At 63.9% G+C, this 23,823-nt stretch carries 20 protein-coding genes and 1 pseudogene; 4 read left to right on the top strand and 17 right to left on the bottom strand.

The features are described 5' to 3' along the window. Nucleotides 1-132 precede the first annotated feature (132 nt). The 9 genes from AC0NIH_RS05990 to AC0NIH_RS05950 form a co-directional block, all read right to left on the bottom strand. A complete protein-coding gene (locus tag AC0NIH_RS05990) occupies nt 133-1,251 on the bottom strand; it encodes a branched-chain amino acid ABC transporter substrate-binding protein (protein WP_023766095.1) in 1,119 nt (372 codons plus the stop codon). Between the two features lie 137 nt (nt 1,252-1,388). Beyond that, complete coding sequence (locus tag AC0NIH_RS05985; RefSeq protein ID WP_023777625.1) at nt 1,389-1,736, bottom strand: DUF6867 family protein; 348 nt, start codon at nt 1,734-1,736, stop codon at nt 1,389-1,391. A 105-nt stretch (nt 1,737-1,841) separates the two neighbouring features. After that, the gene (locus AC0NIH_RS05980; protein ID WP_023766094.1) at nt 1,842-2,570 is read right to left on the bottom strand and encodes an ABC transporter ATP-binding protein; all 729 of its coding nucleotides are present in this window, start codon (nt 2,568-2,570) and stop codon (nt 1,842-1,844) included. Continuing rightward, nucleotides 2,570-4,180 (bottom strand): ATP-binding cassette domain-containing protein, encoded by a 1,611-nt coding sequence (locus AC0NIH_RS05975; protein ID WP_473461144.1) that lies wholly within the window; start codon nt 4,178-4,180, stop codon nt 2,570-2,572. The genes AC0NIH_RS05980 and AC0NIH_RS05975 overlap by 1 nt, the downstream gene beginning before the upstream one ends. Then, entirely contained in the window at nt 4,180-5,775 is a 1,596-nt protein-coding gene (livM, locus tag AC0NIH_RS05970; RefSeq protein ID WP_023766092.1) for a high-affinity branched-chain amino acid ABC transporter permease LivM, read from the bottom strand. The genes AC0NIH_RS05975 and livM overlap by 1 nt, the downstream gene beginning before the upstream one ends. Before the next feature lie 4 nt (nt 5,776-5,779). After that, a complete protein-coding gene (locus AC0NIH_RS05965; protein ID WP_023766091.1) occupies nt 5,780-6,682 on the bottom strand; it encodes a branched-chain amino acid ABC transporter permease in 903 nt (300 codons plus the stop codon). 334 nt (nt 6,683-7,016) lie between these two features. Then, a complete protein-coding gene (locus AC0NIH_RS05960; RefSeq protein WP_473461140.1) occupies nt 7,017-8,018 on the bottom strand; it encodes a 4-hydroxyproline epimerase in 1,002 nt (333 codons plus the stop codon). A gap of 29 nt (nt 8,019-8,047) precedes the next feature. Beyond that, nucleotides 8,048-9,298, bottom strand: coding sequence for an NAD(P)/FAD-dependent oxidoreductase (locus AC0NIH_RS05955; protein ID WP_473461137.1), 1,251 nt, complete (start codon nt 9,296-9,298; stop codon nt 8,048-8,050). A gap of 186 nt (nt 9,299-9,484) precedes the next feature. Further along, entirely contained in the window at nt 9,485-10,378 is an 894-nt protein-coding gene (locus AC0NIH_RS05950) for a dihydrodipicolinate synthase family protein (protein ID WP_473461135.1), read from the bottom strand. Between the two features lie 69 nt (nt 10,379-10,447). Between AC0NIH_RS05950 and AC0NIH_RS05945 the strand changes: the two genes are divergently transcribed. After that, nucleotides 10,448-11,140, top strand: a complete 693-nt coding sequence (locus AC0NIH_RS05945; protein WP_352705612.1) for a GntR family transcriptional regulator — start codon at nt 10,448-10,450, stop codon at nt 11,138-11,140. Nucleotides 11,141-11,154: 14 nt separating this feature from the next. Here the strand turns inward: AC0NIH_RS05945 and AC0NIH_RS05940 are convergent, their stop codons facing one another. Together AC0NIH_RS05940 and AC0NIH_RS05935 are read right to left on the bottom strand one after the other, a co-directional pair. After that, a complete protein-coding gene (locus AC0NIH_RS05940) occupies nt 11,155-11,451 on the bottom strand; it encodes a hypothetical protein (protein WP_023766087.1) in 297 nt (98 codons plus the stop codon). A 364-nt stretch (nt 11,452-11,815) separates the two neighbouring features. Continuing rightward, nucleotides 11,816-13,312 (bottom strand): CoA-acylating methylmalonate-semialdehyde dehydrogenase, encoded by a 1,497-nt coding sequence (locus AC0NIH_RS05935; RefSeq protein ID WP_473461132.1) that lies wholly within the window; start codon nt 13,310-13,312, stop codon nt 11,816-11,818. Between the two features lie 375 nt (nt 13,313-13,687). Between AC0NIH_RS05935 and AC0NIH_RS05930 the strand changes: the two genes are divergently transcribed. Then, nucleotides 13,688-14,569: a LysR family transcriptional regulator gene (locus AC0NIH_RS05930; RefSeq protein WP_473461129.1), complete on the top strand. Its 882-nt coding sequence runs from the start codon at nt 13,688-13,690 to the stop codon at nt 14,567-14,569. Nucleotides 14,570-14,599: 30 nt separating this feature from the next. On the opposite strand, the gene AC0NIH_RS05925 is transcribed toward AC0NIH_RS05930, so the two are convergent. Beyond that, nucleotides 14,600-15,169 carry a hypothetical protein gene (locus tag AC0NIH_RS05925; protein ID WP_031249988.1) on the bottom strand — a complete coding sequence of 190 codons (570 nt, stop codon included), beginning with the start codon at nt 15,167-15,169 and terminating at the stop codon, nt 14,600-14,602. A gap of 195 nt (nt 15,170-15,364) precedes the next feature. Between AC0NIH_RS05925 and AC0NIH_RS05920 the strand changes: the two genes are divergently transcribed. Together AC0NIH_RS05920 and AC0NIH_RS05915 are read left to right on the top strand one after the other, a co-directional pair. Continuing rightward, nucleotides 15,365-15,808, top strand: coding sequence for a hypothetical protein (locus AC0NIH_RS05920; protein ID WP_023777616.1), 444 nt, complete (start codon nt 15,365-15,367; stop codon nt 15,806-15,808). 242 nt (nt 15,809-16,050) lie between these two features. Next, a pseudogene (locus AC0NIH_RS05915) lies at nt 16,051-17,784 on the top strand (phospholipase D-like domain-containing protein); the annotation flags it as partial. Nucleotides 17,785-17,982: 198 nt separating this feature from the next. Here AC0NIH_RS05915 and AC0NIH_RS05910 read toward each other — a convergent pair. From AC0NIH_RS05910 to AC0NIH_RS05890, 5 genes are all read right to left on the bottom strand, one after another. Then, on the bottom strand, nt 17,983-19,239 hold the full coding sequence (locus tag AC0NIH_RS05910; protein WP_023766082.1) for a D-amino acid dehydrogenase: 1,257 nt from the start codon (nt 19,237-19,239) through the stop codon (nt 17,983-17,985). 92 nt (nt 19,240-19,331) lie between these two features. Beyond that, complete coding sequence (alr, locus tag AC0NIH_RS05905; RefSeq protein WP_473461127.1) at nt 19,332-20,471, bottom strand: alanine racemase; 1,140 nt, start codon at nt 20,469-20,471, stop codon at nt 19,332-19,334. Between the two features lie 77 nt (nt 20,472-20,548). Continuing rightward, nucleotides 20,549-21,064 (bottom strand): RNA pyrophosphohydrolase, encoded by a 516-nt coding sequence (locus AC0NIH_RS05900; RefSeq protein WP_473461124.1) that lies wholly within the window; start codon nt 21,062-21,064, stop codon nt 20,549-20,551. A gap of 50 nt (nt 21,065-21,114) precedes the next feature. Next, nucleotides 21,115-22,296: a divergent polysaccharide deacetylase family protein gene (locus tag AC0NIH_RS05895; protein ID WP_473461121.1), complete on the bottom strand. Its 1,182-nt coding sequence runs from the start codon at nt 22,294-22,296 to the stop codon at nt 21,115-21,117. A gap of 194 nt (nt 22,297-22,490) precedes the next feature. After that, entirely contained in the window at nt 22,491-23,822 is a 1,332-nt protein-coding gene (locus AC0NIH_RS05890) for a S41 family peptidase (RefSeq protein WP_010912108.1), read from the bottom strand. Nucleotide 23,823 lies beyond the last annotated feature (1 nt).

Below are 23,823 nucleotides of genomic sequence, written 5' to 3'. Positions count from 1 at the left end.
TTCGATCCTGGATGCGATCTCTCCGGCCTAAGGAGAGCCGGCGAAGAAAGGTCATCGGCCACCGGAATGCGCCAAAGAAAATGCCCGGCGCGTGGCGCCGGGCATCATTGGTCTCAGATCTGTCTGAGTGGATTACGACTTCGGGAACCAGGAATACTTTCCGTCGTCCTTCTTCTTCCACTCGTACATGATGTAGCCTGGCAGCTTCGGGTCGCCCTTGGCGTCATAGGCAAGATCGCCCAGAACGGTCGGGAACGGACCATTTTCATGCATCGCCTTGGCAACGGCCTGCGGGTCGTTCGTCTTGGCGGCAGCGGCCGCCTCGGCGACCACCTGCACGGCGGCGTAGGCGTAGAGCGTGTAAGCTTCCGGCTCGAAGCCCTGCGCGCGGAACTTCTCGACGAGTTCCTTGTTGGCCGGGATCAGGCGTGGGTCGGGGCCGAACGTGTTGAGCGTACCGGCAACGGCGTCGCCCGCGATCGCCGCAAGCTCGTCCGTCACGATGCCGTCGCCCGACATCATCGGAGCCTTGAGGCCCTGATCCGCGGACTGGCGGATGATCAGGCCGGCTTCGGTATGCAGGCCGCCCCAGTAGATCAGGGTGACGCCGGCTTCCTTCATCTTGGCGATCAGCGCCGAGAAGTCCTTGTCGCCGACATTGATGCCTTCATACATGACTTCCTTGACGCCAGCGGCATTCATTGCCTTCTTGGTTTCGTCGGCAAGGCCCTGGCCATAGGGGGTCTTGTCATGAATGACGGCGACCTTGGCATCCTTGAAATTCGCGGCGATGTAGGCGCCGGCGATGGCGCCCTGCTGGTCGTCGCGTCCGCAGGTGCGGAACACGTTCCACAGGCCGCGCTCGGTGAACTTCGGGTTGGTCGCGGCCGGCGTGATTTCGACGATGTTGTTTTCGGCGTAGACTTCCGAGGCCGGGATCGAGACGCCCGAGTTGAAGTGGCCGATCACGAACTTGACGCCGTCGCCGACGAACTTGTTGGCGACCGAGATGCCCTGCTTCGGATCGGAGACGTCGTCACCGATTTCGAGCTTGATCTGCTCGCCATTGATGCCGCCCTTGGCATTGATCGCAGCGACGGCCGCCTCGGCGCCCTTCTGCAACTGTGCGCCGAAGGCCGCGTTCGGGCCGGTGATCGGACCGGCGACGGCGAACAGTACGTCAGCCCACGCATTGCCGCTGAACGCGATAAGCGCGGTCAGGGCCACGGCGGACAAAAGTGACTTTTTCATTTAAACGCTCCCATTAACGGAGTGGGCGTGGATGAAGCTTTCATGCGATGCCCACCCTTATCGCAGAAAGCATAGTTTGCCGATTTTCAGGCACTTGTCACGCCGTTTCATCCCTGACGCGGCGTTAATGATGAACGTCAACCTTTCGGTTTCCAGCTCAAAATCGAAGCTCTTTCGTAGAGCCAATTATACTGTGTGACCATCTGGTTGGTTCGTGTGTATTGATAGCCGACGAAGCCCAATATCATCAGCACGATGGTGTCTACGACATAGTAATGCAGCGAGAACATCGTGCCGTCGAACAGCGCATGATGGATGAAGCGGATGCCGATGCCGAGCCCCAGCAGATAGGCGAACAGCTGGATAAAGCTGCGCCACGTCTGGGCGCTGGCCTTGCCGGTCATCCAGGCAGCCCAGCCGCCGAGCAGGCAGGTGACGAAGAAGAACTGCCAGATCGACGGTTCCTCATAGAGAATGCCTTGCATGGTGAAGTCTCCCTGGCACGATCCCGAAAAGTTCCAGACTTTCGGACAAAGATCATGTGACAAACAATTTGGAGCGGAATGCCGGATGCACATCCCGCTCCAAACTCAATGATGTCCGCCTTCGAGATAGGCGGCGCGCACTTCCGGATTGGCGAGCAGTTCCTTGCCGGTGCCGCTCATCGTCACATTGCCATTGACCATGACGTAGCCGCGCGTGGCGAGCTTGAGCGCGCCGAACGCGTTCTGCTCGACCAGGAACACAGTCAGCCCTTGCGTGCGGTTCAACTCGCGGATGGCATCGAAGATCTGCTTGACGATCAGCGGCGCCAGCCCCAGCGACGGTTCGTCGAGCAGCAGCAGCTTCGGCCGCGCCATCAGCGCTCGTCCGATCGACAGCATCTGCTGCTCGCCGCCCGACAGCGTACCGCCACGCTGGGCGATGCGCTCCTTCAGGCGGGGAAACAGCGTGAACACCTTTTCGACGTCCTCGTCGTAATGTTTGAGGTTGTCGAGGCTGGCGCCCATCTGCAGGTTTTCCATCACCGTCATGCGCGGGAAGATGCGGCGCCCCTCCGGCGATTGCGCGATGCGCATGCGTGCGATCTCGTGCGTCGGCAACTGGGTAATGTCGGTGCCGGCGAAGGTGATCGTGCCCGAGCGGGCGCGCGGCGCACCGAAGATGGTCATCATCAGCGTCGACTTGCCGGCGCCGTTGGCGCCGATCAGCGCCACGATCTCACCCTCCCTGACCGTGACGTCGACGCCATTCAGCGCCCGGATGTTGCCGTAGTAGGTCTGCACACCCTTGATATCGAGCAGCGTTGTCCCGGCCATCACTTGCCCCCTCCGCGCTTGCCTGCGGCAGGCTTGGCAGCAGTCTTCCCGGAAGCCGCGTTTGCGGTCTTCGAAGCCGATTTTGCGGTCTTCTCTGAAGCCACGTTTGTAGTCTTCGAAGCCGATTTTGTGGCCTTCCCGGAAGCATGGCTGGTCGCCACCTTGCCCGCATCGACGCGGCGCGAGAATTCCGTATCCTTGCCCTGGCCGAGCAGCTTGGCCTGCTTGACCCATTCCTCGCGCGCGATGCGCCCGTCGAAGGCGAGATAGGCTTCGACCGCCTCGACATCGGCCTTCTTCCAGGCGCCGATCTGGTCGAAATGGAAGATGCCGTGTTCGTTGAGCTTCTTCTCGTTGACCGTACCGATGCCTTTGATGAGGGTCAGATTGTCGGCCTTGCCGCCACGTGGGGCAGCGAGGCGGTTCGAAACGCCTTCGGCCTTCGCCGCGGGCGCCTTGCCCGTCGTTTTCGTCGCGGCCGTTTTCTTGGCCGCCGGTTTCTTCGCTGCCGGTTTCGCCGCCGGCTTGGCTGCCGGGGCCGGGTTGGCGACGATTGGCCTGCTTGCCACGCTCGCCGCGCGCGCATCGACCTGTGCCGCCTTCGAGGCGCCCTTGGACACCGTGACGCGCTCACCTTCGCTGTGGCTAACCGTGTCGCTCACCGGCCCGGCGAGATACGACGATGACGTGCCCGGCCCATGCGCGGAATCCGGACCGGTGTCGAGCTGTTCGATGACGTCCTCGTCGCCGACTTCGGTCAGCACCGTCTCGACCTCCTCGTCGTCGACACCGAGATAGGCAGCGATGACGCGTGGATCGGTTCGCACCGACTGCGGGTTGCCGTCGGAGATCTTGCGGCCATATTCGAGCACCACGACGTGGTCGGAAATCTTCATGACCACCGACATGTCGTGCTCGATCAGCAGGATCGAGGTGCCCGACGTATTCTTGATATCCATCAGCAGCGCATTGAGCGCCAGCGATTCCTTCGGGTTGAGACCGGCTGCCGGCTCGTCGAGGCACAGAAGCTCCGGCCCGGTGCACATGGCGCGCGCGATCTCGAGCCGCCGCTGCGCGCCATAGGGCAGATCGCCGGCCGGATCGTCGGCACGGTCGACGAGATCCGCCTTCTCCAGCCAGTGCTTGGCGAGCTCCACCGATTCGGCCGAGGCCTTGCGATAACCGCTGAAGCCGAACAGGCCAAGCACCGTATAACCGGATGCCTTCATCAGCTTGTTGTGCTGGGCAACCAAAAGGTTCTCCAGCAGCGTCATACCCGAGAACAGGCGGATGTTCTGAAAGGTGCGCGCCACCTTGGCGCGCGCCGGGATCTCGTGGTTGGGCAGCCGCTCCAGCAGGTAGCTCGAGCCGTCGGCCCGGTTGAGCGTGATCATGCCTTCCGACGGCTTGTAGAAGCCGGTGATGCAGTTGAACACGGTGGTCTTGCCGGCGCCGTTGGGACCGATCAGCGCCGTGATCTCGCCGCGCCTGGCGGTGAAGGACAGGTCGCCGATGGCGACCAGGCCGCCGAACTTCATCGACAGATGTTCGACCTGCAGGATAGCGTCGTTCATGCCGGTGTTGGTCTTCTCGATCGGGTTCGCATTCATCAGCCGTGTCCTTCCTTGGTAAAGGACCCGGAGACCGCCCTTCGCTCTTTCAGGAAAGCCGTCGGTTCGCGACTGCCGACGAAGCCACGCGGCTTCCACAGCATGACGATGACCATGGCCATGCCGAACAAAAGCATGCGGTATAGTTCGGGCGTGAAGTCCGGCCCGAAGATCTGCTTGAGGAAGTCGAGTTCGCGCAGCGCCTCGGTGCCGCCGATCATCACCATCGCGGCAACCGCGATGCCGACCAGCGATCCCATGCCGCCGAGCACGACGATGGCCAGGATGATGGCCGATTCCAGGAAGACGAAGGATTCCGGGCTGACGAAGCCTTGCCGCGCGGCGAAGAAAGAGCCGGCGAAGCCACCGAACATGGCACCGGTGGCAAAGGCGGTCAGTTTCGTGGTGGTGGTGTTGATGCCGAGCGAGCGGCAGGCGATCTCGTCCTCGCGCAAGGCTTCCCATGCACGGCCGACAGGCAGACGGCGCAGCCTGATGGTGACGAAGGCGGTGAGCAGGCAAAGGCCCAGGATCAGGTAGTAGAGGAAGATCTTGTAGTAGGCGCCCGACTGGGCGATGCCTAGCACCTTGGCAATGTAGTTCGGGTCTGACACGTTGAACGACATCAGGCCGAAGAAGCTGACCTTGGGAATGCCCGAAATGCCGGCTGAACCGTTGGTGACCTCACGCCAGTTGATCAGCACCAGGCGGATGATCTCGCCGAAAGCCAGCGTGACGATTGCCAGATAGTCGCCGCGCAGCCGCAGCACCGGGAAGCCGAGCAGCACACCCCACAGCGCCGCCATGGCGCCCGCGGCCGGCAACAGGATCCAGAAAGACAGGCCGAAATGCGTGGCGAGAAGTGCATACGCATAGGCGCCAAGTGCATAGAAGGCGACGTAGCCGAGGTCGAGCAGGCCAGCGAGGCCGACGACGATGTTCAGGCCCCATGCCAGCATCACATAGATCAGGATCTGGATGCCGAAATTATCGACCCATTTCAGCGAACCCTGCATCCCGCCGACAATCGACCAGGCGTTCAGCGACAGCACCGCGATCACCAGGATCGGGTACAGCACCAACGCCGTGATGCCCAATTTGGTGAAGTTGGCGTGGATGAAGGCGCGGAAATAGTAGATCACGCAAGCCAGCACGTAGATGACCGCCACGGCGCGCAGGAATTGCAGATAGCCAGCCGGTTCTGCTCCCACCCATCCGGCGAGAGAACTGTTCAATGCAAACAGCAGCACCGCCGCGACAACGGCCGCGATAAACCACGGCAGTTGGAAGAACCGTGACGCCACGCTGGCCGGCAACAGGCCGGTGGCAACATTGGTTATCTTCTGGCTGGCCATGAACGGCTGGCCGTAGGCGACATAGAGGAAGCGTCCGACGGCCGTGGCGATGACCACGGCGGCGAGCAGGCCCCAACGCGTCGTGACGACCAGTTCATTGGACATGTTCTGGCCGGTCTTCAGCCCGATGAACAGCACGAACAGGCCAAACGAGATGGCGCCGGCATAGAACGCTTCCTTGAGGGCGCGTTGGACAGGGGTGGCGACGGTGTCGCGCTCGGGAGATACGGTGACGGCCATGATCTCAGACCTTTTCGACTTCTGGCCGGCCCAGAATGCCGGAAGGCAGGAAGATCAGCACGATCGCCAGGATCGAGAACGCCGCGACGTCCTTATAGTCGATCGAGAAATACGCCGACCACATGCTTTCGATGAAGCCGATCAGCAGCCCGCCGAGTACGGCGCCCGGCAGCGAGCCGATGCCGCCGAGCACTGCGGCCGTGAAGGCTTTCACACCAGGCGTGAAGCCGTCGGAGAAGGCAACGACCCCGTAGTACATCAGGAACAGCGTGCCGGCGACGGCGGCGAGGGCGGCGCCCATGATGAAGGTGATCGAGATGGTGCGGTCGACATCGATGCCAAGCAGCGCCGCCATCTTGCGGTCCTGTTCGCAGGCGCGCTGGGCGCGGCCAAGCGAGGTCTTGTTGACCAGATACCAGAACAGCGCCAGCAACAGCGCGGTGACGATGACGATGATGATCTGCTTCAGCGACACGCTGACACCGTTGATGTTGTAGACCTCGGAAACCATCGGCGGGATCGGCTTGTTGCGCGGTCCTTGGGTCACCTGGACGAAGTTCGACAGTGCGATCGACATGCCGATAGCGGTGATCAGCGGCGCCAGGCGGAACGAGCCGCGCAGCGGCCTGTAGGCGACTTTCTCGATCGTCCAGTTGTAGAGGCTGGTGAGCAGCATCGCCACGATCATCATGACCAGCAGTGCGATGACCACGGGCACCGAGTAGAACAGCGCGCCGAGGATGAGGAACACGATCAGCGCCGCGAAGGCGCCCACCATGAAGATATCGCCATGGGCGAAGTTGATCATGCCGATGATGCCGTAGACCATCGTATAGCCAATCGCGATCAGCCCATAGATCGATCCCAGCGTCAGCCCGTTGATAAGCTGCTGGACAAAATACTGCATGTGTACATGGCTCCCCTGGAATGTCGCCCATGCAGACGCATTCCTTTTCGTATTTCCCCTAGTCGTAAAGTTTCGAGGCCGGATTGCAACGTGATTTTTCAATCGTCATGCGTGTTTTGGCGGCACGCCGTCCGATTGCCCGTTTTTTCGCTCCCGACCCCTGGACTATCGCGGACCCTACCATTGGCATAACGCAATGTCTTTGACGATTCGACCTCATCATGCGCCCCGCTTCGAAGAAATCGCCGTCAAAATTAGGTGATGAGAAGAATCATTGCGTTCCTGACAGAATTCCCTTTTGTGTTTGCGCGCCTTCCCTAACGTGATGAATCGACTATTTGACGACGAACCCATGCGCGAACGGATCGCGATCATCGATGAAGATCGTGTTCAATCCGGTCGTGCGCGCCCAGCCGCCGATCGAGGGAATGATCGCCGGCTTTCCCGCGACCGTGACCTCCTTTTCGACCTTGCCCTTGAACAGCGAGCCGATGATCGATTCATGGACGAAGCTGTCGCCGGCCTTGAGCTTGCCCTTGGCGTGAAGCTGCGCCATGCGTGCCGAGGTGCCTGTGCCGCAGGGTGAGCGGTCGATCGCCTTGTCGCCGTAGAAGACGGCGTTGCGGGCGTCGGCTCCCGCGACCGTTGGGCTGCCGGTCCACAGCATGTGCGACAGCCGGTTGATGCCTGGGTTCTCCGGATGCACGAAAGTGTATTTCTCGTTGAGCCGCTGCCGCACCACCGGGCTCCAGGCGATGAAGTCGCCGGCGGAATAGTCGGCCATGTCGTGGTAGTTCGCCTGCGGCTCGACGATGGCGTAGAAATTGCCGCCATAGGCGACATCGACGGTGATCTCGCCAAGCCCGGGACACTCGACCGTCAAACCTTCGGCATGGAGGAAGGACGGCACGTTGGTGATGCGCACCTCCTCGACATATTCGCCGACCTGTTTGTATTCGGCGATGACCAGGCCGGCTGGCGTGTCGAGCCTCAGCACGCCTGGCGTCTTCGGCTTGATCAGCTCGTGCTCGATCGCCATCGTCACCGTGCCGATGGTGCCGTGGCCGCACATCGGCAGGCAGCCGGAGGTTTCGATGAACAGGATGGCGATGTCGCAATCCTCGCGCGTCGGCGGGTAGAGGATCGAGCCGGACATCACGTCGTGACCGCGCGGCTCGAACATCAATCCGGTGCGGATCCAGTCATACTCGGCGAGGAAATGCGCGCGCCGCTCCATCATCGTCGAACCCTGCAGCAATGGCCCGCCGCCGGCGACCAGCCGCACCGGATTGCCGCAAGTGTGGCCGTCGATGCAGAAGAAGGATTTCTTGGCCATGTCGTTCCTCGAAAATCAAAACCCGAAAATCAAAACCGTTGTGGACTGAAGGGGGCCAGATCGACAGGCGGAGTCTGCCCCAGGACGAGCTCCCGGATCAACCGTCCCGTCGCCGCCGCCTGGGTCAGGCCGAGATGGCCGTGGCCGAAGGCATAGACTACCGGCCGGCTTCCCTGCGCCTTGCCGATGACCGGCACCGAATCCGGCAGCGAGGGCCGGAATCCCATCCATTCGCGCCCGTCCGAGGGATCGAGCCCCGGCAGGAATTTCTGCGCCTTCCGCAGCAGCGCCTTCGACCTGGCATAATTGGGCGCCCGTTCGATACCGCCGAGTTCGACCGCACCGCCGACGCGCAAGCCTGTTTCCAGCGGCGTGATAACGAAGCCATGGCCGGAGAAGATCAGCATCCGCTTCACGTCGAAGGCGCTCGTCGGCAAGGTCGTGTTGTAGCCGCGCTCGGTTTCGAGCGGAATGCGGTCGCCGAGCTGCCTGGCCAGAAGGTGCGACCAGGCGCCGGCGGTGATGACGAGCTGCCTGGCGCGCCTTGTGGATCCATCGGCCAGCGTCAGCGTCGCACCATCCTGGTCCGCCGCGACACGGTCGATCCGAGCCATTTGAAAACGCGCGCCCTTGGACTGAGCATAGGCCCACACCGCCTTGCCGAGCAGCTTTGGGTCGGCGACCGTCTTCCAGCCCGGCACGAACGTGCCGTTGACGAAGCGTGGCGACAGGCCGGGCTGCAGCGTCGCAAGGTCCTCGCCCTCGACATGGCGAAAGCCGATGCCAAAACGTTCGCGCGCGGCCCAGCCGGACAGCCCGGCCTGAAACTCGGCTTCGCTTTCGTAAAGTTCCAGCGAGCCGTCCTCGCGCAGCATCGATCGCGTGCCGGAGCGGTCGAGCAAGCCCATCCACTCCGCTTCGGCGAGCTTCATCATGCCGGCCTGGGTGGCGAGGCTCGCCTCGTATTTCTCCGGCGCGCCGGCCCGCCAGAAACGGATCAGCCAAGGCAGGAGCTTCGGCAGGTAGGCCGGCGGGATGCTGAGTGGCCCGAGCGGGTCGGCCAGCCATTTCGGCAATTGCCGGATCATGCCCTTGTGGGCCAACGGCAGCACGTCGGAGAAGGCGAAGGCGGCGGCATTGCCGGAACTCGTCTCTTCGCAGATGCCGGTACGGTCGAAGACCGTGACGTCGCGCCCCGCCTCGGCAAGCAAGGCGGCCGCACAGATGCCGATAATGCCGCCGCCGATGATGGCGATGTCGATTGCAGCATCGCTATTCATGGCTGCGTGCCGTGGTGCATGTGCCAATCCCGCCCCTTACAGCCAGCCCCCTCATCCGACCCTTCGGGCCACCTTCTCCCCGGCGGGGAGAAGAGACAGGCGCCAGCGCCGACGACCTCTTCTCCCCTGGGGGAGAAGGTGGCCGCGTAGCGGCCGGATGAGGGGGACTGCGGCGACATATCCCGTCTAGAACTGCGGCAGCGTCGGCCGCACCGCCAGCGCGTCCTTGATGATCTTTTCGACCGCCTTGCGGCGCTCGCCCAACAGCGGCTGGCGCGGCATGCGCACGCGGTCATTGGTTTGAATGGCGAACACTTCGGCAAGCTTGATGTTCTGCACCAGATAGGTCGAGACGTCGAGATCGAGCAGCGGCCGGAACCAGCGGTAGATCGAAAGCGCCTCCTCGCGGCGGCCCTGCTTCATCAGCTGGTAGATGGCGACGGTCTCGCGCGGGAAAGCGGTGACCAGGCCGGCCACCCAGCCGATGGCACCGACCGACAGCGCCTCGAAGGCCAGATTGTCGACGCCGGTGAACAGGTCGTATCGGGTGCCCAGACGATTGATGATCTCGGTCGAGCGGCGGATGTCGTCGGAGGATTCCTTGACGGCGACGAAGCGCTTGTCCGACGCCAGTTCCTCCATCTGGTCGACGGTGACGTCGACGCGATAGGCCAGGCGGTTGGAGTAGATCATCACCGGCAGGTCGCCGGCCTGTGCGACCGCGCGAAGGGCCGCCACCGTCTCTTCCGCATTGGTGTGGTAGATCGGGCTCGGCACCACCATCAGGCCGTTGGCGCCTTCCTTGGCGGCGCGCTTTGCGATGCTGGCAGCCTCGCGGGTGCCGGCTTCGTTGACCGTCAGCAGCACGGGCTTGTCGCCTGCGACTTTCTGGGCGGTCTTCAGCACCTCGATCTTCTCGTCATGCGACAGCATCGGTCCTTCGCCGAGCGAGCCGCAAACGATGATGCCGTCGCAGCCGGCCTCCATCTGCAGGGCAAAGCAGCGCTCCATCTCGGCATGGTCGAGACGATCGTCGTCGGTGAATTTGGTCGTGACGGCGGGGAAAACTCCGGTCCACATGATCATTGCTCCATCTGATATATCAGCCATATATCTGTTAAGAAAGCCGCTGTCAATGCGGAATCCGTTATGATATATTCTGGATATATCAGGAGACAGCCTTTGATATCCAAGGAAGCACGCGCTTTGTCGGAGCCGGCCGCGACCCGGGCCTATCGCGTGCTCGAGCACATGATCGTCACGCTCGAACTGGCGCCGGCGAGCTTCGTCACGGAGGGCGCCCTCATCGATAGGCTGGCGCTCGGCCGCACGCCGGTGCGCGAGGCGATCCAGCGGCTGGCCTGGGAAGGGCTGCTCGACGTGCGTCCGCGTGCCGGCATCGCGATCGCGCCGCTGCATCCGGGCGACTGGCTGCGCGTGCTCGACGCCCGGCGCGGCGTCGAGGTGGTGCTGGCCCGCTCGGCCGCACGCTTCGTCACCCGCGAGGCCGCCGACCTGTTTCACGAGGCAGCCCTTGCCATGCAGAAGGCGGTCATCTCAGGCAACGTGCTGGCCTTCATCCAGGCCGACAAGGCGCTCGACGAAGCGCTGGCGATGGCCGCCGACAACCCCTTTGCCGCGCGGCTGGCCGCCCCTTTGCAGACCCACAGCCGCCGCTTCTGGTTCCGCTACAAGGCCGATACCGGGCTCGCCGAATCGGCCGAGCACCACGTTGCCCTGATCCGCTCTATCCTTGACGGAGACGAAGAGGCCGCGGCCAAGGACGCCAAGCGGCTGATGGCGCTGCTGCGCGGCCATGCCGAGGCGGCAGCGACGCGCTGAGCCTGCTTGTCAATTCAGGCGCCGGGCATCCCCGCCATCACGGCACCGTCCCAACCTTCGCCCGCCGTGATGACGCAGCTCTGGCCATGGATGTCGGTGGCCAGGATGGTCCAGGTGCCCTGGTCGGACACGAAGATCTCGAGTATCACGCTCGGGTTGACCAGGCCGTGCGCCGCCTGGCTTTCGTGGAACTTCTCACCGAGCGCCTTGACCATGTCCGTACGCGCCGCGCATTGCGGTGCTGCCGATGCCTGGGCGGCGAAAAACGCGGAAGCCGCCGCCAGAGATATCGTTGCCATAAGACGTGCCATCTGACACCTCCCTGCGCCAAACGATTGCCCCCGAAGCTGTCGCCAGCGCCGTTGGTTGATCTGCCGCGCCTCCAGGCCTCCAGGCGGCAGGACTGCAACCTAAGACGGCAACGCGCCCCAGGTTCCATCACATTAGCGTTCACGTGGATACCGACCGCGACCGGACAGCAAAAAGGCTCGGGGTTCTGAGCCCGAGCCTTTGCTGTCTGCCTTCATGCCCGCCCCGCGCGCCCGCAGCCGAAGACGCGCAAGCAGGAAACCGCCGGCTAGTTCATCGTCGGGATGACGAACTCGGCGCCGTCCTTGATGCCCGCCCGCGCGCCCGCAGCCGAAGGCGAGGACGCGCAAGCAGCAAAGCGTCCGGCTAGTTCATCGTTGGGATGACGAATTCGGCGCCGTCCTTGATGCCGGACGGCCAGCGCGAGGTTACCGTCTTGGTCTTCGTGTAGAAGCGGAAAGCGTCCGGACCGTGCTGGTTGAGATCGCCGAAGGACGACGCCTTCCAGCCGCCGAACGTATAGTAGGCGATCGGCACCGGGATCGGCACGTTGACGCCGACCATGCCGACCTGGACACGGCTAGCGAAGTCGCGCGCGGCGTCGCCGTCACGGGTGAAGATGGCGACGCCATTGCCCATCTCATGGTCGTTGGCGAGCTTGATCGCGCTCTCATAGGTCGGCGCGCGCACCACCGAGAGCACCGGCCCGAAAATCTCTTCCTTGTAGATACTCATGTCGGCCGTGACATTGTCGAACAGGCAGCCGCCCATGTAGTAGCCGTTCTCATAGCCCTGCATCGAGAAGCCGCGGCCGTCGACGACCAGCTTGGCGCCTTCCTTGACCCCGGTGTCGACGTAGCCTTTCACCCGCTCCAGCGCCTGGCGCGTCACCAGCGGGCCGAAATCGGCGGCCGAATCCGTCGACGGGCCGACCTTCAGGCTCTCGACGCGCGGAACGAGCTTTTCCATTAATCGGTTGGCTGTGTCGTTGCCGACCGGGACAGCAACCGAGATCGCCATGCAGCGCTCGCCCGCCGAGCCGTAGCCGGCGCCGATCAGCGCATCGACGGTCTGGTCCATGTCGGCGTCGGGCATGATGATCATGTGGTTCTTGGCGCCGCCGAAGCACTGCACGCGCTTGCCGGCGGCAGTGCCACGCGAATAGATGTAATGCGCGATCGGCGTAGAGCCGACAAAGCCGATGGCCTTGATGTCGGGATCGTCGAGGATGGCGTCGACGACTTCCTTGTCGCCATTGACGACGTTGAGGACGCCCGCCGGCAGGCCGGCCTCGAGGAACAGCTCGGCAATGCGGATCGGCACGCCCGGGTCACGCTCGGAAGGCTTCAGGATGAAAGCGTTGCCGCAGGCGATCGCCGGGGCGATCTTCCATAGCGGGATCATCGCCGGGAAGTTGAACGGCGTGATGCCGGCGACGACGCCGAGCGGCTGGCGCATCGAATAGACGTCGATGCCGGGGCCGGCGCCGTCGGTGAACTCGCCCTTCATCATGTGCGGGGCACCGATGCAGACCTCGACCACTTCGAGGCCGCGCTGGATGTCGCCCTTGGCGTCGGCGATGGTCTTGCCATGCTCGCGCGCCAGGATGTCGGCCAGCTCGTCGTAGTCGCGGGCGACCAGTTCGAGGAATTTCATCAGCACGCGCACGCGGCGCTGCGGATTGGTGGCGGCCCATTTCGGCTGTGCGGCCTTGGCGTTCTCGACCGCCGCGCGCAATTCCGCCTGCGAAGCCAGCGCCACCGTACCGCGCACCGTGCCGTCCATCGGCTGCATGACGTCCTGCTTGCGGCCGCTGGTGCCGGCGACATGCTTGCCGCCGATGAAATGACCGTATTCGATCATGATGTCTCTCCCTTTGTTCGTGATGGAGCATTGTCCGCCTTCGGCCGGCGAATGGCAACGCGAGCGAGAACGCAACCGTTGTGCGGAAAATAGATAACGTTTGACGGGAGAGCATTAATTCTCGCAAATGATGGGGCCTCTTACACCAGGAATGATCAACGTTGAGTTCCTTAGCGCCCCCCTCTGTCCTGCCGGACATCTCCCCCTCTAGGGGGGAGATTGCGCTGTCATATTCGCCTTCGCCAATCATGGGGGCTGTCAAGGAGGGACTGTCGGCGACGCTGCCAATCTCCCCTCTAGAGGGGCAGATGTCCGGCAGGACAGAGGGGGGCGCCACAGAACGCTACGCTGACCATTGTCATTCGGACCACTCTCATGAACTGGGATGACGTCCGTATCTTCCTCGCCGTGGCCCGCGCCGGCCAGATCCTCGGCGCCGCCAAACGGCTGGAACTCAACCACGCCACCGTCTCGCGCCGCATTGCAGCCCTCGAGGAGGCGCTGCGCACGAAACTCTTTCGCCGGCTGACCACCGGCAGCGAGCTGACGCCCGCGGGCGAGCGTTTTCTCGACATTGCCGAGCGCATGGAGGGCGACATGATCGCCGCGCGCTCGACCATATCGGGCGAAGGCGACGACGTCTCGGGCACGGTCCGCATCGGTGCGCCCGACGGGTTTGGCGTCGCCTTCCTGGCCAAGTGCCTCGGTGAACTGACCACGCTGCACCGCGAACTGACGATCCAGCTCGTGCCGGTGCCGCGCTCCTTCTCGCTGTCGCGCCGCGAGGCCGACATCGCCATCACTGTCGAGCGGCCGACCGAGGGCCGGCTGGTGGCGGGAAAGCTGGTCGACTACACGCTCGGCCTGTTCGCCTCTCGCGCCTATGCGCAAGCGCATGGTCTGCCCAGGACCGCCGCCGAGCTCGGCCAGCACACGCTGATCGGCTATGTGCCCGACCTCATCGTCAGCCCCTCGCTCGACTACGCCGCCGAATTCAGCCCGGACTGGCGCACCAGCTTTGCCATTTCCTCCGCACTCGGCCAAGCCGAAGCCGTAAGGTCTGGTGCCGGCATCGGCATCCTGCACACGTTTGTCGCCCGCTCGATGCCGGAACTGATGGCCGTCGATGTGGTGGCACCCATCCGCCGCGCCTACTGGCTGGTCTATCACGAATCGGTCAGGCCGCTGCGGCGGGTCCAGATCGTCGCCAGCTTCATCACCAAGGCGGTGGAGCGGGAGCGGGGCCTTTTCACCTGATTTCACCAACCGGCGAAGGCAATGCGCCATTCAAGGCGGGTAGAGAACGAAGGAATTCACCACGCGCTCAACCTCGTCCGCCAATGGTGCCCATCGCTGCGCCACCTCCTCGGCGCTCTCGGCCATCAACGAGCAGTTGACATAACCATAGCGCGCACCCCGAACTGAAAACGCAAACCTGGAATGGCCGTGCAGAATGTTATTCTCGTTCCTAACCGTGAAGTCCAGATCGGCAAGGCGCACAGGATAGCCGTCCGGAAACCTTGCCAGCTTGTCATTGCTGAAATCGGCTGTGTTGAACGGTTCGCCCATCATCCTCTGCCAAGTGCCCATCGGCCAGTCCTCGATGAACTTGCGCGGATCGGGCGGCGAACCGGTTGGATTGTAAAGCGAGCCCGACACCATGCAGGAAAGGCCCTCATTTTCTGTGGAATCAACAGCCAGCAACATCGCTTCGCCAGAAGGCGGCTCACTGGTCCATTCTTCGGGAAAGGTCAGCGAGATCCAGTTATTTCGGTCATGGACGGTATTGTCGGCGGCATTCGCCCCCGCGACGCCAGACAGAAATCCAACAAACGTAACGATAAGGCAACGCTGCATCACTGGTGCTTACACTCCGGGTGCCCGAGTGAGTATTATCGGGCAGATCAATCCAGCATTGCAATACATGACCGAGGCTGTCGGCGCCGCCTTGCGCTTGCCACAAAACCAGCCAGTGTGGCATCAGGCATGCGGCCACCGCTATGAGCGGGGCCGCCGGGTGGGGAAATCGTCAGAAAGCTGGCGCGGATAAAAATGCGAGCCGTTCTTGCCATCCTGCCGCTGCTTTTCGTCTCGGCCTGCGCCAACCCATGGACAAAAGTGCCGGAAGCCGAATTGCCCAAGCCCATCCGTTACGCCATGGCGCGCCCCTCGCCCTTCGTCATCGGCAATTACTGCGGCCCAGGCACCCGCACCGGGGATCTCTCGGCCCGGCCGGTCGACCGCCTCGACGCGGTTTGCCGGACCCATGACGCCTGCTACATCGCCCGTCACAACCATTGCGACTGCGATGGCGCTCTTGTCGCTTCGGCCAGGGCGATCCGCGATGACAAGACGGCGCCCCGCAAGATGCGCAGCGAAGCGGAATTGCTGATCGCCACCTTTGCCATTCCGATCTGCACGGTTTTTCCGCAAGGCTTCATGCCACCGCGAGACCCGACGCAGTTGCGTGCCCTGAAGGCCGGAGCAACGGATTGAACGGCCGTGCATCGATCATCCTGGCCGTGTTCGGGCTGGCGCTCACTGCCCTTGCCGGCTGCGCGGACCCAGGCCGGAACGCCTGCGAGTTCCTGCCGGGACAGGCAGCCTGCACCCGCCCTGCGCTGTCGGCCGGCACGCCCGGGCCGCAGGTCGCCGCGGCGCAATTCTTCGGAGACGCCGGTACCAGCGACTATGAAAGAAGGTTCCTGGCGCTGCTTGCCAACAACCAGCTCGGTGCCATGGACCGCGCCAACGGCACCGGACCGTTCGGGCGAAACCGCCGCGACGTCCAGAACCGCGACTTCCAGACGACCTACACGACGCTGCAGCAACTTGCCGGACCGGTGGCCAAGCCGCGTCTGCCGCCGTCCGGCGGCGACGTCGGCGAGGGCCGTTTCGACGGACGCTGGCGGGTGTCGCGGCAGACGCTCTACATCGACGCCGCGGCACGACCCTCGGCGCCCAAGATTTTCGATTTCACCGGTTTGCAGGCACGCAGCGTCGAGATCGTCGTGCGCCAGGCGGGCAAGCAGCCCGCCGACATCGAAGGGTCTTGCGACGGCGTGCTGGTCATTCGTGCCGGCGGCGGCTCACGCACCATAGCCGCGGGCACGGCATTCCGCTTTCGCCTGTCCGGCGCGGACGACACGGCCAGCCTGTTTCCTAGTGACAGCCTGAACCGCTGCAACGCGACGATTCGCTCCAGCCTTGCTCGGGCAGGCGCACCGCTCGCCATGCGGCGCGAAGAGGCCGCCGATCCAGGGCTTGCCGCCTTCGACAGCCGCTACCAGCGCTGCCCCGTTCCCGACGATGCCAGCCTAGACGCGCTTGAGCGCGTCTTCTACGCCAGCCGCTGGCTGTCGCAGACCTGCGCCGTGCCGATCGGCCACCCGCGCCTGCTGCGCAAATCGCGTGACGGCTTCAACGCCAAGGTCGAGGCGCTGATGGGCACGCCGCTGTCGGACGCGGCCATCGACAAGGGTGACCCGGAACTGCCGCTCGATTTCTCCAGGGCGCCAAGGCTGAAGCTGATCTATCTCTCATCGCTCGAGTTCAAGGCGGATTTTTCCGGCCGCATCATCGAAAGGCTGATCCGCCACCATGCAGCGCTTGGCACCAAGGTGCGCATCATGGTCACCGATGTGCTGGAACGCGAGAAGGACGACGCCATGCTGCACCGGCTGGCGGCCGAATTCCCCAATGTCGAGTTGCAGGAATATCGCTGGCAGGCGGACCATGGCGCACCGATCGACGAGCAGATTTCACAATTGCACAAGGTCCATCACGTCAAGATGCTGGCGGCGCTGGCGCTCGATCCCGCGCGCTCGCGCGTCATAATCGGCGGCCGCAACATCCACGACGGTTTCCTGTTCCACCAGCCGATCGATCTGTCGCGCCATCCGGACCTCGAGCAATACGGCAAGACCGACGGGTTTTCGCTGAACTACTACTCGAACTGGAGCGACTTCGACATCGAGTTCGCCGACCCCACCATTGTCAACACGCTCGCCGCGCATCTGTCGACGATATGGTTGCGCGACGCCGACACCAACCTGGCGCGCCCCTTCTCCATCCCGGTCCGTTCCAAGGGTGGCCGCCCCTCAGGCAATGCCCGGCATTTCATTTCGGTGCCCTATGAGGACAGCCACGCGCTGGAGGATTATTTCGTCGAGCTGGTCGATGCAGCCAGCCATCATATCCAGATCGTCAATCCCTACCTGAACCTGACGCCGAGCCTCGCGCGAGCCTTCGACCGGGCGCTGGCGCGCGGGGTCAAGATCGATATCGTCGGCCGCATCGATCTCAAGGGCGATATCGGCGGCAAGTTCCTCACCGCGCTCAACAAGCTGTTCGTCGAAGAATATGGTGACCGCATCAACATCCGCGAATTCAAGGCGCCCGATGTGGTGCTGCACTCCAAGATCATGATGATCGACGAGAGGCTGGTGGCCATCTCCTCGGTCAACCTCAACAACCGCAGCTTCTTCCATGACTCGGAGAACGGCATGGTGGTGCTCGACCCCGCCTTCTACGTCAGGATGAAGCCGGTTTATGACGATTACCTCGTCCATTCCAACCCGGTCGCCGCCAATGATCCCGTGGGCCTACCGGCTGCTGTTCGACGACGTCTGGGTCAGGCAGGCGTTCTGACCCGTGCACCCAGGACGCCGCTATTTGAGATAGCGCTCCTGCGCCAGGGCGCGGACATCGATATCGGGCACTCGGCTCGAGATGATGTCGGCCAGCACCTTGGCCGAACCGCAGGCCATGGTCCAGCCGAGCGTGCCGTGGCCAGTGTTGAGATAAAGGTTGGACAGCTCGGTGCGGCCGATCAGCGGCGGCCCGTCCGGCGTCATCGGCCGAAGCCCGCACCAGAACGTCGCCTCGCGCATGGCGCCGGCGCCGGGAAAGAGATCGCCGACCGAGTGTTCGAGCGTGCGCCGCCGCGATTCGTGCAGCCTCAGGTCGAAGCCGGAAATCTCGGCCGTGCCGCCGACGCGGATGCGGTCGCCGAGCCGCGTGATCGCCACCTTGTAGGTCTCGTCCATGACGGTCGATACCGGCGCCAGTGCGGCATCCTTGATCGGCACTGTGATCGAATAGCCTTTGACGGGATAGACCGGGATCGGCCGCTTCATCCGGCGCATGAACCCCGCCGAATAGCTGCCCATCGCCATGACATAGGCGTCGGCCGCCTTGAAACCCTTGCTGGTGCTGAGATTGGCAACGCGGTTGCGGCTGCGGAGGACGCGCCAGATCGTCATGTCGTATTCGAACTTCACGCCCCGCGCCACGCAGAGCTCGGCCAATTTGTCGGTGAACATCTTGCAGTCACCGGTCTCGTCATGCGGCAGCCTGAGGCCGCCGACGAACTTCTCGCGCACGCTGGCCAAGCCCGGCTCGGCCGCGATGCAGCCGTCCTGGTCGAGGATTTCGTAGGGCACGCCGTATTTCTTCAGCACCTCGACATCGCCTGATGTGCCGTCGAGCTGCTTTTGCGTGCGGAACAGCTGCAGCGTGCCCTGGGTCCGCTCGTCATAGGTGATGCCGGTAGCTTCGCGCAGCGCCTTCAGCGTGTCGCGGCTGTACTCGGCCAGCGGCACCATGCGCGACTTGTTGATCGCGTAGCGCTCGGCCGTGCAGTTCCGCAGCATCTTGACCAGCCAGGTCCACATATGCGGGTCGAAGGCCGGCCGCACGACCAGCGGGCCATGCTTCATCAGCAGCCATTTGATCGCCTTGAGCGGAATGCCGGGCCCGGCCCAGGGCGAGGCATAGCCGGGCGAAATCTCGCCGGCATTGGCGAAGCTGGTTTCCAGCGCCGGGCCTTTCTGGCGATCGACCACCGTCACCTCGTGGCCAGCCTCGGCGAGGTAATACGCCGTGGTCACGCCGATGACGCCACCGCCCAGCACCATGATTTTCATTGCATCACGCTCCACGCCGCCACTAACACCGGGCATGCGATTCCCTGTCTGCCGGATTTTGCCGCGCCCGCCAAGAGGCTAGTCTCGAGGGGCTAGCTATCGACGTATCGGCGGTGAAAGCGCTTGCCGAGGCTGGCCAGGATTTCATATCCGATGGTGCCGGCATGGCCGGCCGCATCGTCGACGCTTTGCGAAGGACCCAGCAACTCGACCAGGTCGCCCTCGCGCAATTTGCCTGGCGGCAGGGCCGAAATGTCGAGTATGATCGAATCCATCGACACACGCCCGAGGAAAGGCAGACGCACCCCTTCGAACCAGGCCGCCGAGGCCGAGCGGCGCAACCAGCCATCGGCATAGCCGAACGAGATCGTCGCCAGGCTGCCCGGGCCTTCGGCGTGATAGGTGTGGCCATAGCCGACGCCGGTGCCTTTTTCGATGCCGCGCGTCTGCGCAACCTTGGCCTGCAGCCCCACCACGGGCAGCATCGGGTTGGGCGCGCCAGGCGTCGGGTTGATGCCGTAGAGCGCCGCCCCCGGCCGGGCGAGATCGTAGTGGTAGCGCGGCCCAAGGAAAATGCCGGAGGAATTGGCGAGCGAGGCAGGCGCCTCCGGCAGCAGGGCACGCAGCCGTTCAAATGCCAGCCGTTGCTGCTCGTTGGCCGGATGGCGCGGCTCGTCGGCGCAGGCCAGATGGCTGATCACGTATCTGATGTCGATGCTCGCGAACGCACCGGCATCTTTCACCACCGCTTCGACCTCGGCAGGCGCCATGCCAAGCCGCGACATGCCGCTGTCGACCTGGATGGCGGCCGGCAGCCGGCGGCCGGCGCCATGCGCCGTCGCGCGCCAGGCTTTCAACTGCGCGCCACTGTTGATGACCGCGCACAGGCCGGCAGCGACGGCTTCCGGCTCCGAGCCCGGCGGCAGCCCGTTCAGCACGTAGATGTCCGGCCCGGCGCCAATCGCCTTGCGCAGGACGATGCCTTCGGCCAGCAGCGCGACGAAGAAAGTGTCGCAGCCATCCTTCATCAGCGCCGATGCCACCTGCGCCACACCGAGACCATAGCCGTCCGCCTTGACCACGCCAGCGCAACGCACGCCGCCCAGTTGCGCTTTCAGCCGCCGATAGTTTTCACGGATCGCGCCGAGATCGATGCTGAGAATGGCTCCCGCCGCCGCTTCGGTTACGGCAGCGGTATCCCCGGGCAACGACCTTCTGGAGGCGTCGTTCATGGCGACCCTTCTCGTGGCGGACAGACATCAATAGGACCGCAGGACCCGCGCGGCAACCGCAGCTGCGTCTCGTCCTTTTATGCCACCAGGTGCCGGAACGCCGCCACCACATCCTCATAGACATGGCGCTTGAACGGCACGATCAGGTCGGGCAGGTCCTGCATCGGCCGCCAAGTCCACTTGTCGAATTCGGCCGTATGGCCGCCCGGCGGCGGATTGATCTGGACCTCGCTTGTCTCGCCGTGGAAGCGGAAGGCGAACCATTTCTGCGTCTGGCCGCGATACCGTCCCTTGAAGGCAATGCCGACGAGATGGTCCGGCAGATCATAGTTGATCCAGTCCGGCGCCTCGGCAATGAGCGAGACGCTGCGCATGCCGGTCTCCTCATAGAGCTCCCGCTCCGCCGCTTCCAGCGGCTCCTCGCCCTTGTCGATGCCGCCTTGCGGCATCTGCCAGAGCTGCGTGGTGCCGGCAAATTCGCTGTCGGGTTCCGCAATGCGGTGCCCGACCCAGACCAGGCCCTCGGCGTTGAGGATCATCAGCCCGACACAGGGGCGATAAGGCAGCGTTTCGCGGTCGATCTTTTTGGCCATCCGACGCTCTCTCCGGTCGTTCCAGTGGGTTCGTTGCGATCAGCGGATCGTCAGCCTTTTTGCGGATCAATGGCCACAGCTGAAATCGGCACGATCTCGATGCCGCGCTTCTTGGCTTCGGCCACCCAGGACGACACCGTGTCGACCGTCAGGTCGAAGGCCGAGCCGATGCCGACGGCAAAGCCCTTGGCTCGCGCTGTCGCTTCCAGGCTGTCGAGCTTCTTCAGGATTTCGCCGCGATCCTGCACCGCATCGATCGCCATGTCGCCGGCGACGAAGGGCACGCCGTCCTTCAGCGCCAGGTCGGGTGCGAGGCTGCGCGCCGACGAGCCGTCGTCGATATAGGCGAGGCCGCGCTTGCCGAGCTCGGCCATGAACGGTCCCATCGCCGTCGCGTCGGCCGAGAAACGGGCGCCCATATAGTTCATGACGCCGGTATAGTTCGTCGTCCGCGACAGCGCCCAGTGCAGGCTTTTCAGGTTCTCATCGACACTTGCCGCCACGGTCAGCGTGTTGCGGCCCGGATTGACGCTGGGATAGTCGAACGGTTCGAGCGGCACCTGCATGACGATCTCATGGCCGCTCTGCCTGGCGGCCTGCATCCAGCGGCCGATGCTGTTGCCCTGCGGGGCAAAGCCCAGCGTCACCTCAGGCGGCAGCTTGGCGATCGCCGCCTGAGTGCCGGTCTGTGAAACGGCGAGCCCGCCGATGACGATCGCCACGCGAGCCCCGCGCGCGCCGGACCAGGGCCGCGCATAGACGTCGAATGGCCGCCTTCCATCGGCGGCGCGCATCGGCAAGGGCCCGCTATCGCTGGCTTCGATCAGCGCCTTGTCGGGAAGATGCGCGATCTTCAAGTTCTGCCCGATGCTCGACGGATCGCGGATGACGATCCCCGCCTTGGGCGGGCCGTCGCCCTCTTCCGTCTGCACATGGATGATCTGCGGGCCGCCTGTCTTGGCTGGCGTCTGCGCCTTCGGGACGGCGGCCGGCGCCAAGGCTGGAGGCGCGGCGGCGGGTTCGGCAGGCGCCGTCACCTTCGGCGTCGAGACGGCAACCTCCTGCGGCTTGCGAAACGGCTTTTCCCTGAGCGCGATCGCACCGGAAACGCCGACCACGCCCAGCACGACAATGGCTGCGGCGATCATGCCCGCGCTGACCTTGCCGGCAGCGCGCGGCGCCCGGACGGTCTGTCCAAGCGGGCGTTCGATGTCCTTGCCGATATCAGCCAAGCCCTGTCCCCGGGGCGCATCGTTCCGAAGGGTAGTCCTTCGAGAAGACCTGCGCGAATTCATCAATCCTGGCGCACCCCTTGGCGCCGCATCTGGAGGCCCCATCTTGCCCCCGAATCAAACTGCCGGAACCCAAGGGTCCCGGCAGCATCGCATTGCTTGGGTCAGGCGGCCAGACCTGGCCGGCCAAACCACTACTGGTTGAGCACGGCCTTTTCCGGATTGGGCGGGAAGGCCGGATCGGTCTTCTGGCCGCGCAGCAGCTGCTCTGCAAAGATGAGCTGCAGGTCGTCCTTCGGATCCGGCGGCACATAGGCGGCCGAGCCCGAACCGGTCTTGCTCTCGTCCGCGCCCTTGATGTGGCCCTTGAGATCGGACTCGCCGCGCGTCAGGTCCCTGCCCTGCAGTTCCGGCGGCAACGGCTGGTCGACCTTGATGTCGGGCGTGATGCCCTTGCCCTGGATCGACTTGCCCGACGGCGTGTAATAAAGCGCCGTCGTCAGCCTGAGCGCGCCATTCTCGCCGAGCGGAATGATGGTCTGCACCGAACCCTTGCCGAAGGACTGCGTGCCCACCACCGTGACGCGGCGCAGGTCCTGCAGCGCGCCGGCGACGATTTCGGAAGCGCTGGCCGAGCCGCCATTGACGAGTACGATCATCGGCTTGCCGTTGATGTCGTCGGTCTGCTTCGGCTTGGCGTCGAAGCGGGTGACGTCCTTCGGATCGCGTCCGCGCGTCGAGACGATCTCGCCGCGCTTGAGGAAGGCGTCGGACACGCTCACCGCCTGGTCGAGCAGGCCGCCCGGATTGAGGCGCAGGTCGAGCACATAGCCCTTGAGCTTGTCGTCCGGCACCTGCTTCTTGATGGTGTCGATCGCGTTCTCGAGGTCGTCATAGGTCTTTTCGGTGAAGGAGGTGATCTTCATGTAGCCGATGTCATTCTCGACCCGGAACTTGACCGCCTTGACCTTGATGATGTCGCGCACCACCGTAAGCTCGATCGGCTTGTCGGCGCCCTGGCGCAGGATGGTGAGCTTGATCGGCGTGTTGACCAGGCCGCGCATCTTGTCGACCGCGTCGTTGAGCGTCAGGCCGCGAACCTCTTCGCCATCGATCTTGGCGATATAGTCGCCGGCCAGCACGCCAGCCTTGGCGGCCGGCGTGTCGTCGATCGGCGTGATCACCTTGACCAGGTCGTTCTCCATGGTGACCTCGATGCCGAGGCCGCCGAACTCACCCTTGGTCTGCACGCGCATGTCCTGCGCCTGTTCGGCGTTCATGTAGGAGGAGTGCGGGTCGAGCGAGGAAAGCATGCCGTTGATGGCGTTCTCGACCAGCGACTTGTCGTCGGGCGGCGTGACGTACTGTGCCCGCACCCGCTCGAAGATGTCGCCGAAGATCGCCAGTTGCTTGTAGGTCTCCGACCCCGCAGCGTTCGCCGACGAGCCAGGAGCGCCGTAAACAAGGCTCATGGCGGACGCGCCCATCAGCGCACCGGCAAACAGAAGCGACAGTTTCCGCATCATT

This window comes from Mesorhizobium sp. WSM1386 (assembly GCF_055901595.1).
This window is presented reverse-complemented; position numbering and strand designations above follow the sequence as displayed.

Coding starts and splice junctions, on each gene's coding strand:
- AC0NIH_RS05990 (WP_023766095.1), bottom strand. CDS start 1,251: ATGAAAAAGTCACTTTTGTCCGCCGTGGCCCTGACCGCGCTTATCGCG.
- AC0NIH_RS05985 (WP_023777625.1), bottom strand. CDS start 1,736: ATGCAAGGCATTCTCTATGAGGAACCGTCGATCTGGCAGTTCTTCTTC.
- AC0NIH_RS05980 (WP_023766094.1), bottom strand. CDS start 2,570: ATGGCCGGGACAACGCTGCTCGATATCAAGGGTGTGCAGACCTACTAC.
- AC0NIH_RS05975 (WP_473461144.1), bottom strand. CDS start 4,180: ATGAATGCGAACCCGATCGAGAAGACCAACACCGGCATGAACGACGCT.
- livM (WP_023766092.1), bottom strand. CDS start 5,775: ATGGCCGTCACCGTATCTCCCGAGCGCGACACCGTCGCCACCCCTGTC.
- AC0NIH_RS05965 (WP_023766091.1), bottom strand. CDS start 6,682: ATGCAGTATTTTGTCCAGCAGCTTATCAACGGGCTGACGCTGGGATCG.
- AC0NIH_RS05960 (WP_473461140.1), bottom strand. CDS start 8,018: ATGGCCAAGAAATCCTTCTTCTGCATCGACGGCCACACTTGCGGCAAT.
- AC0NIH_RS05955 (WP_473461137.1), bottom strand. CDS start 9,298: ATGAATAGCGATGCTGCAATCGACATCGCCATCATCGGCGGCGGCATT.
- AC0NIH_RS05950 (WP_473461135.1), bottom strand. CDS start 10,378: ATGTGGACCGGAGTTTTCCCCGCCGTCACGACCAAATTCACCGACGAC.
- AC0NIH_RS05945 (WP_352705612.1), top strand. CDS start 10,448: ATGATATATTCTGGATATATCAGGAGACAGCCTTTGATATCCAAGGAA.
- AC0NIH_RS05940 (WP_023766087.1), bottom strand. CDS start 11,451: ATGGCACGTCTTATGGCAACGATATCTCTGGCGGCGGCTTCCGCGTTT.
- AC0NIH_RS05935 (WP_473461132.1), bottom strand. CDS start 13,312: ATGATCGAATACGGTCATTTCATCGGCGGCAAGCATGTCGCCGGCACC.
- AC0NIH_RS05930 (WP_473461129.1), top strand. CDS start 13,688: ATGAACTGGGATGACGTCCGTATCTTCCTCGCCGTGGCCCGCGCCGGC.
- AC0NIH_RS05925 (WP_031249988.1), bottom strand. CDS start 15,169: ATGCAGCGTTGCCTTATCGTTACGTTTGTTGGATTTCTGTCTGGCGTC.
- AC0NIH_RS05920 (WP_023777616.1), top strand. CDS start 15,365: ATGCGAGCCGTTCTTGCCATCCTGCCGCTGCTTTTCGTCTCGGCCTGC.
- AC0NIH_RS05910 (WP_023766082.1), bottom strand. CDS start 19,239: ATGAAAATCATGGTGCTGGGCGGTGGCGTCATCGGCGTGACCACGGCG.
- alr (WP_473461127.1), bottom strand. CDS start 20,471: ATGAACGACGCCTCCAGAAGGTCGTTGCCCGGGGATACCGCTGCCGTA.
- AC0NIH_RS05900 (WP_473461124.1), bottom strand. CDS start 21,064: ATGGCCAAAAAGATCGACCGCGAAACGCTGCCTTATCGCCCCTGTGTC.
- AC0NIH_RS05890 (WP_010912108.1), bottom strand. CDS start 23,822: ATGATGCGGAAACTGTCGCTTCTGTTTGCCGGTGCGCTGATGGGCGCG.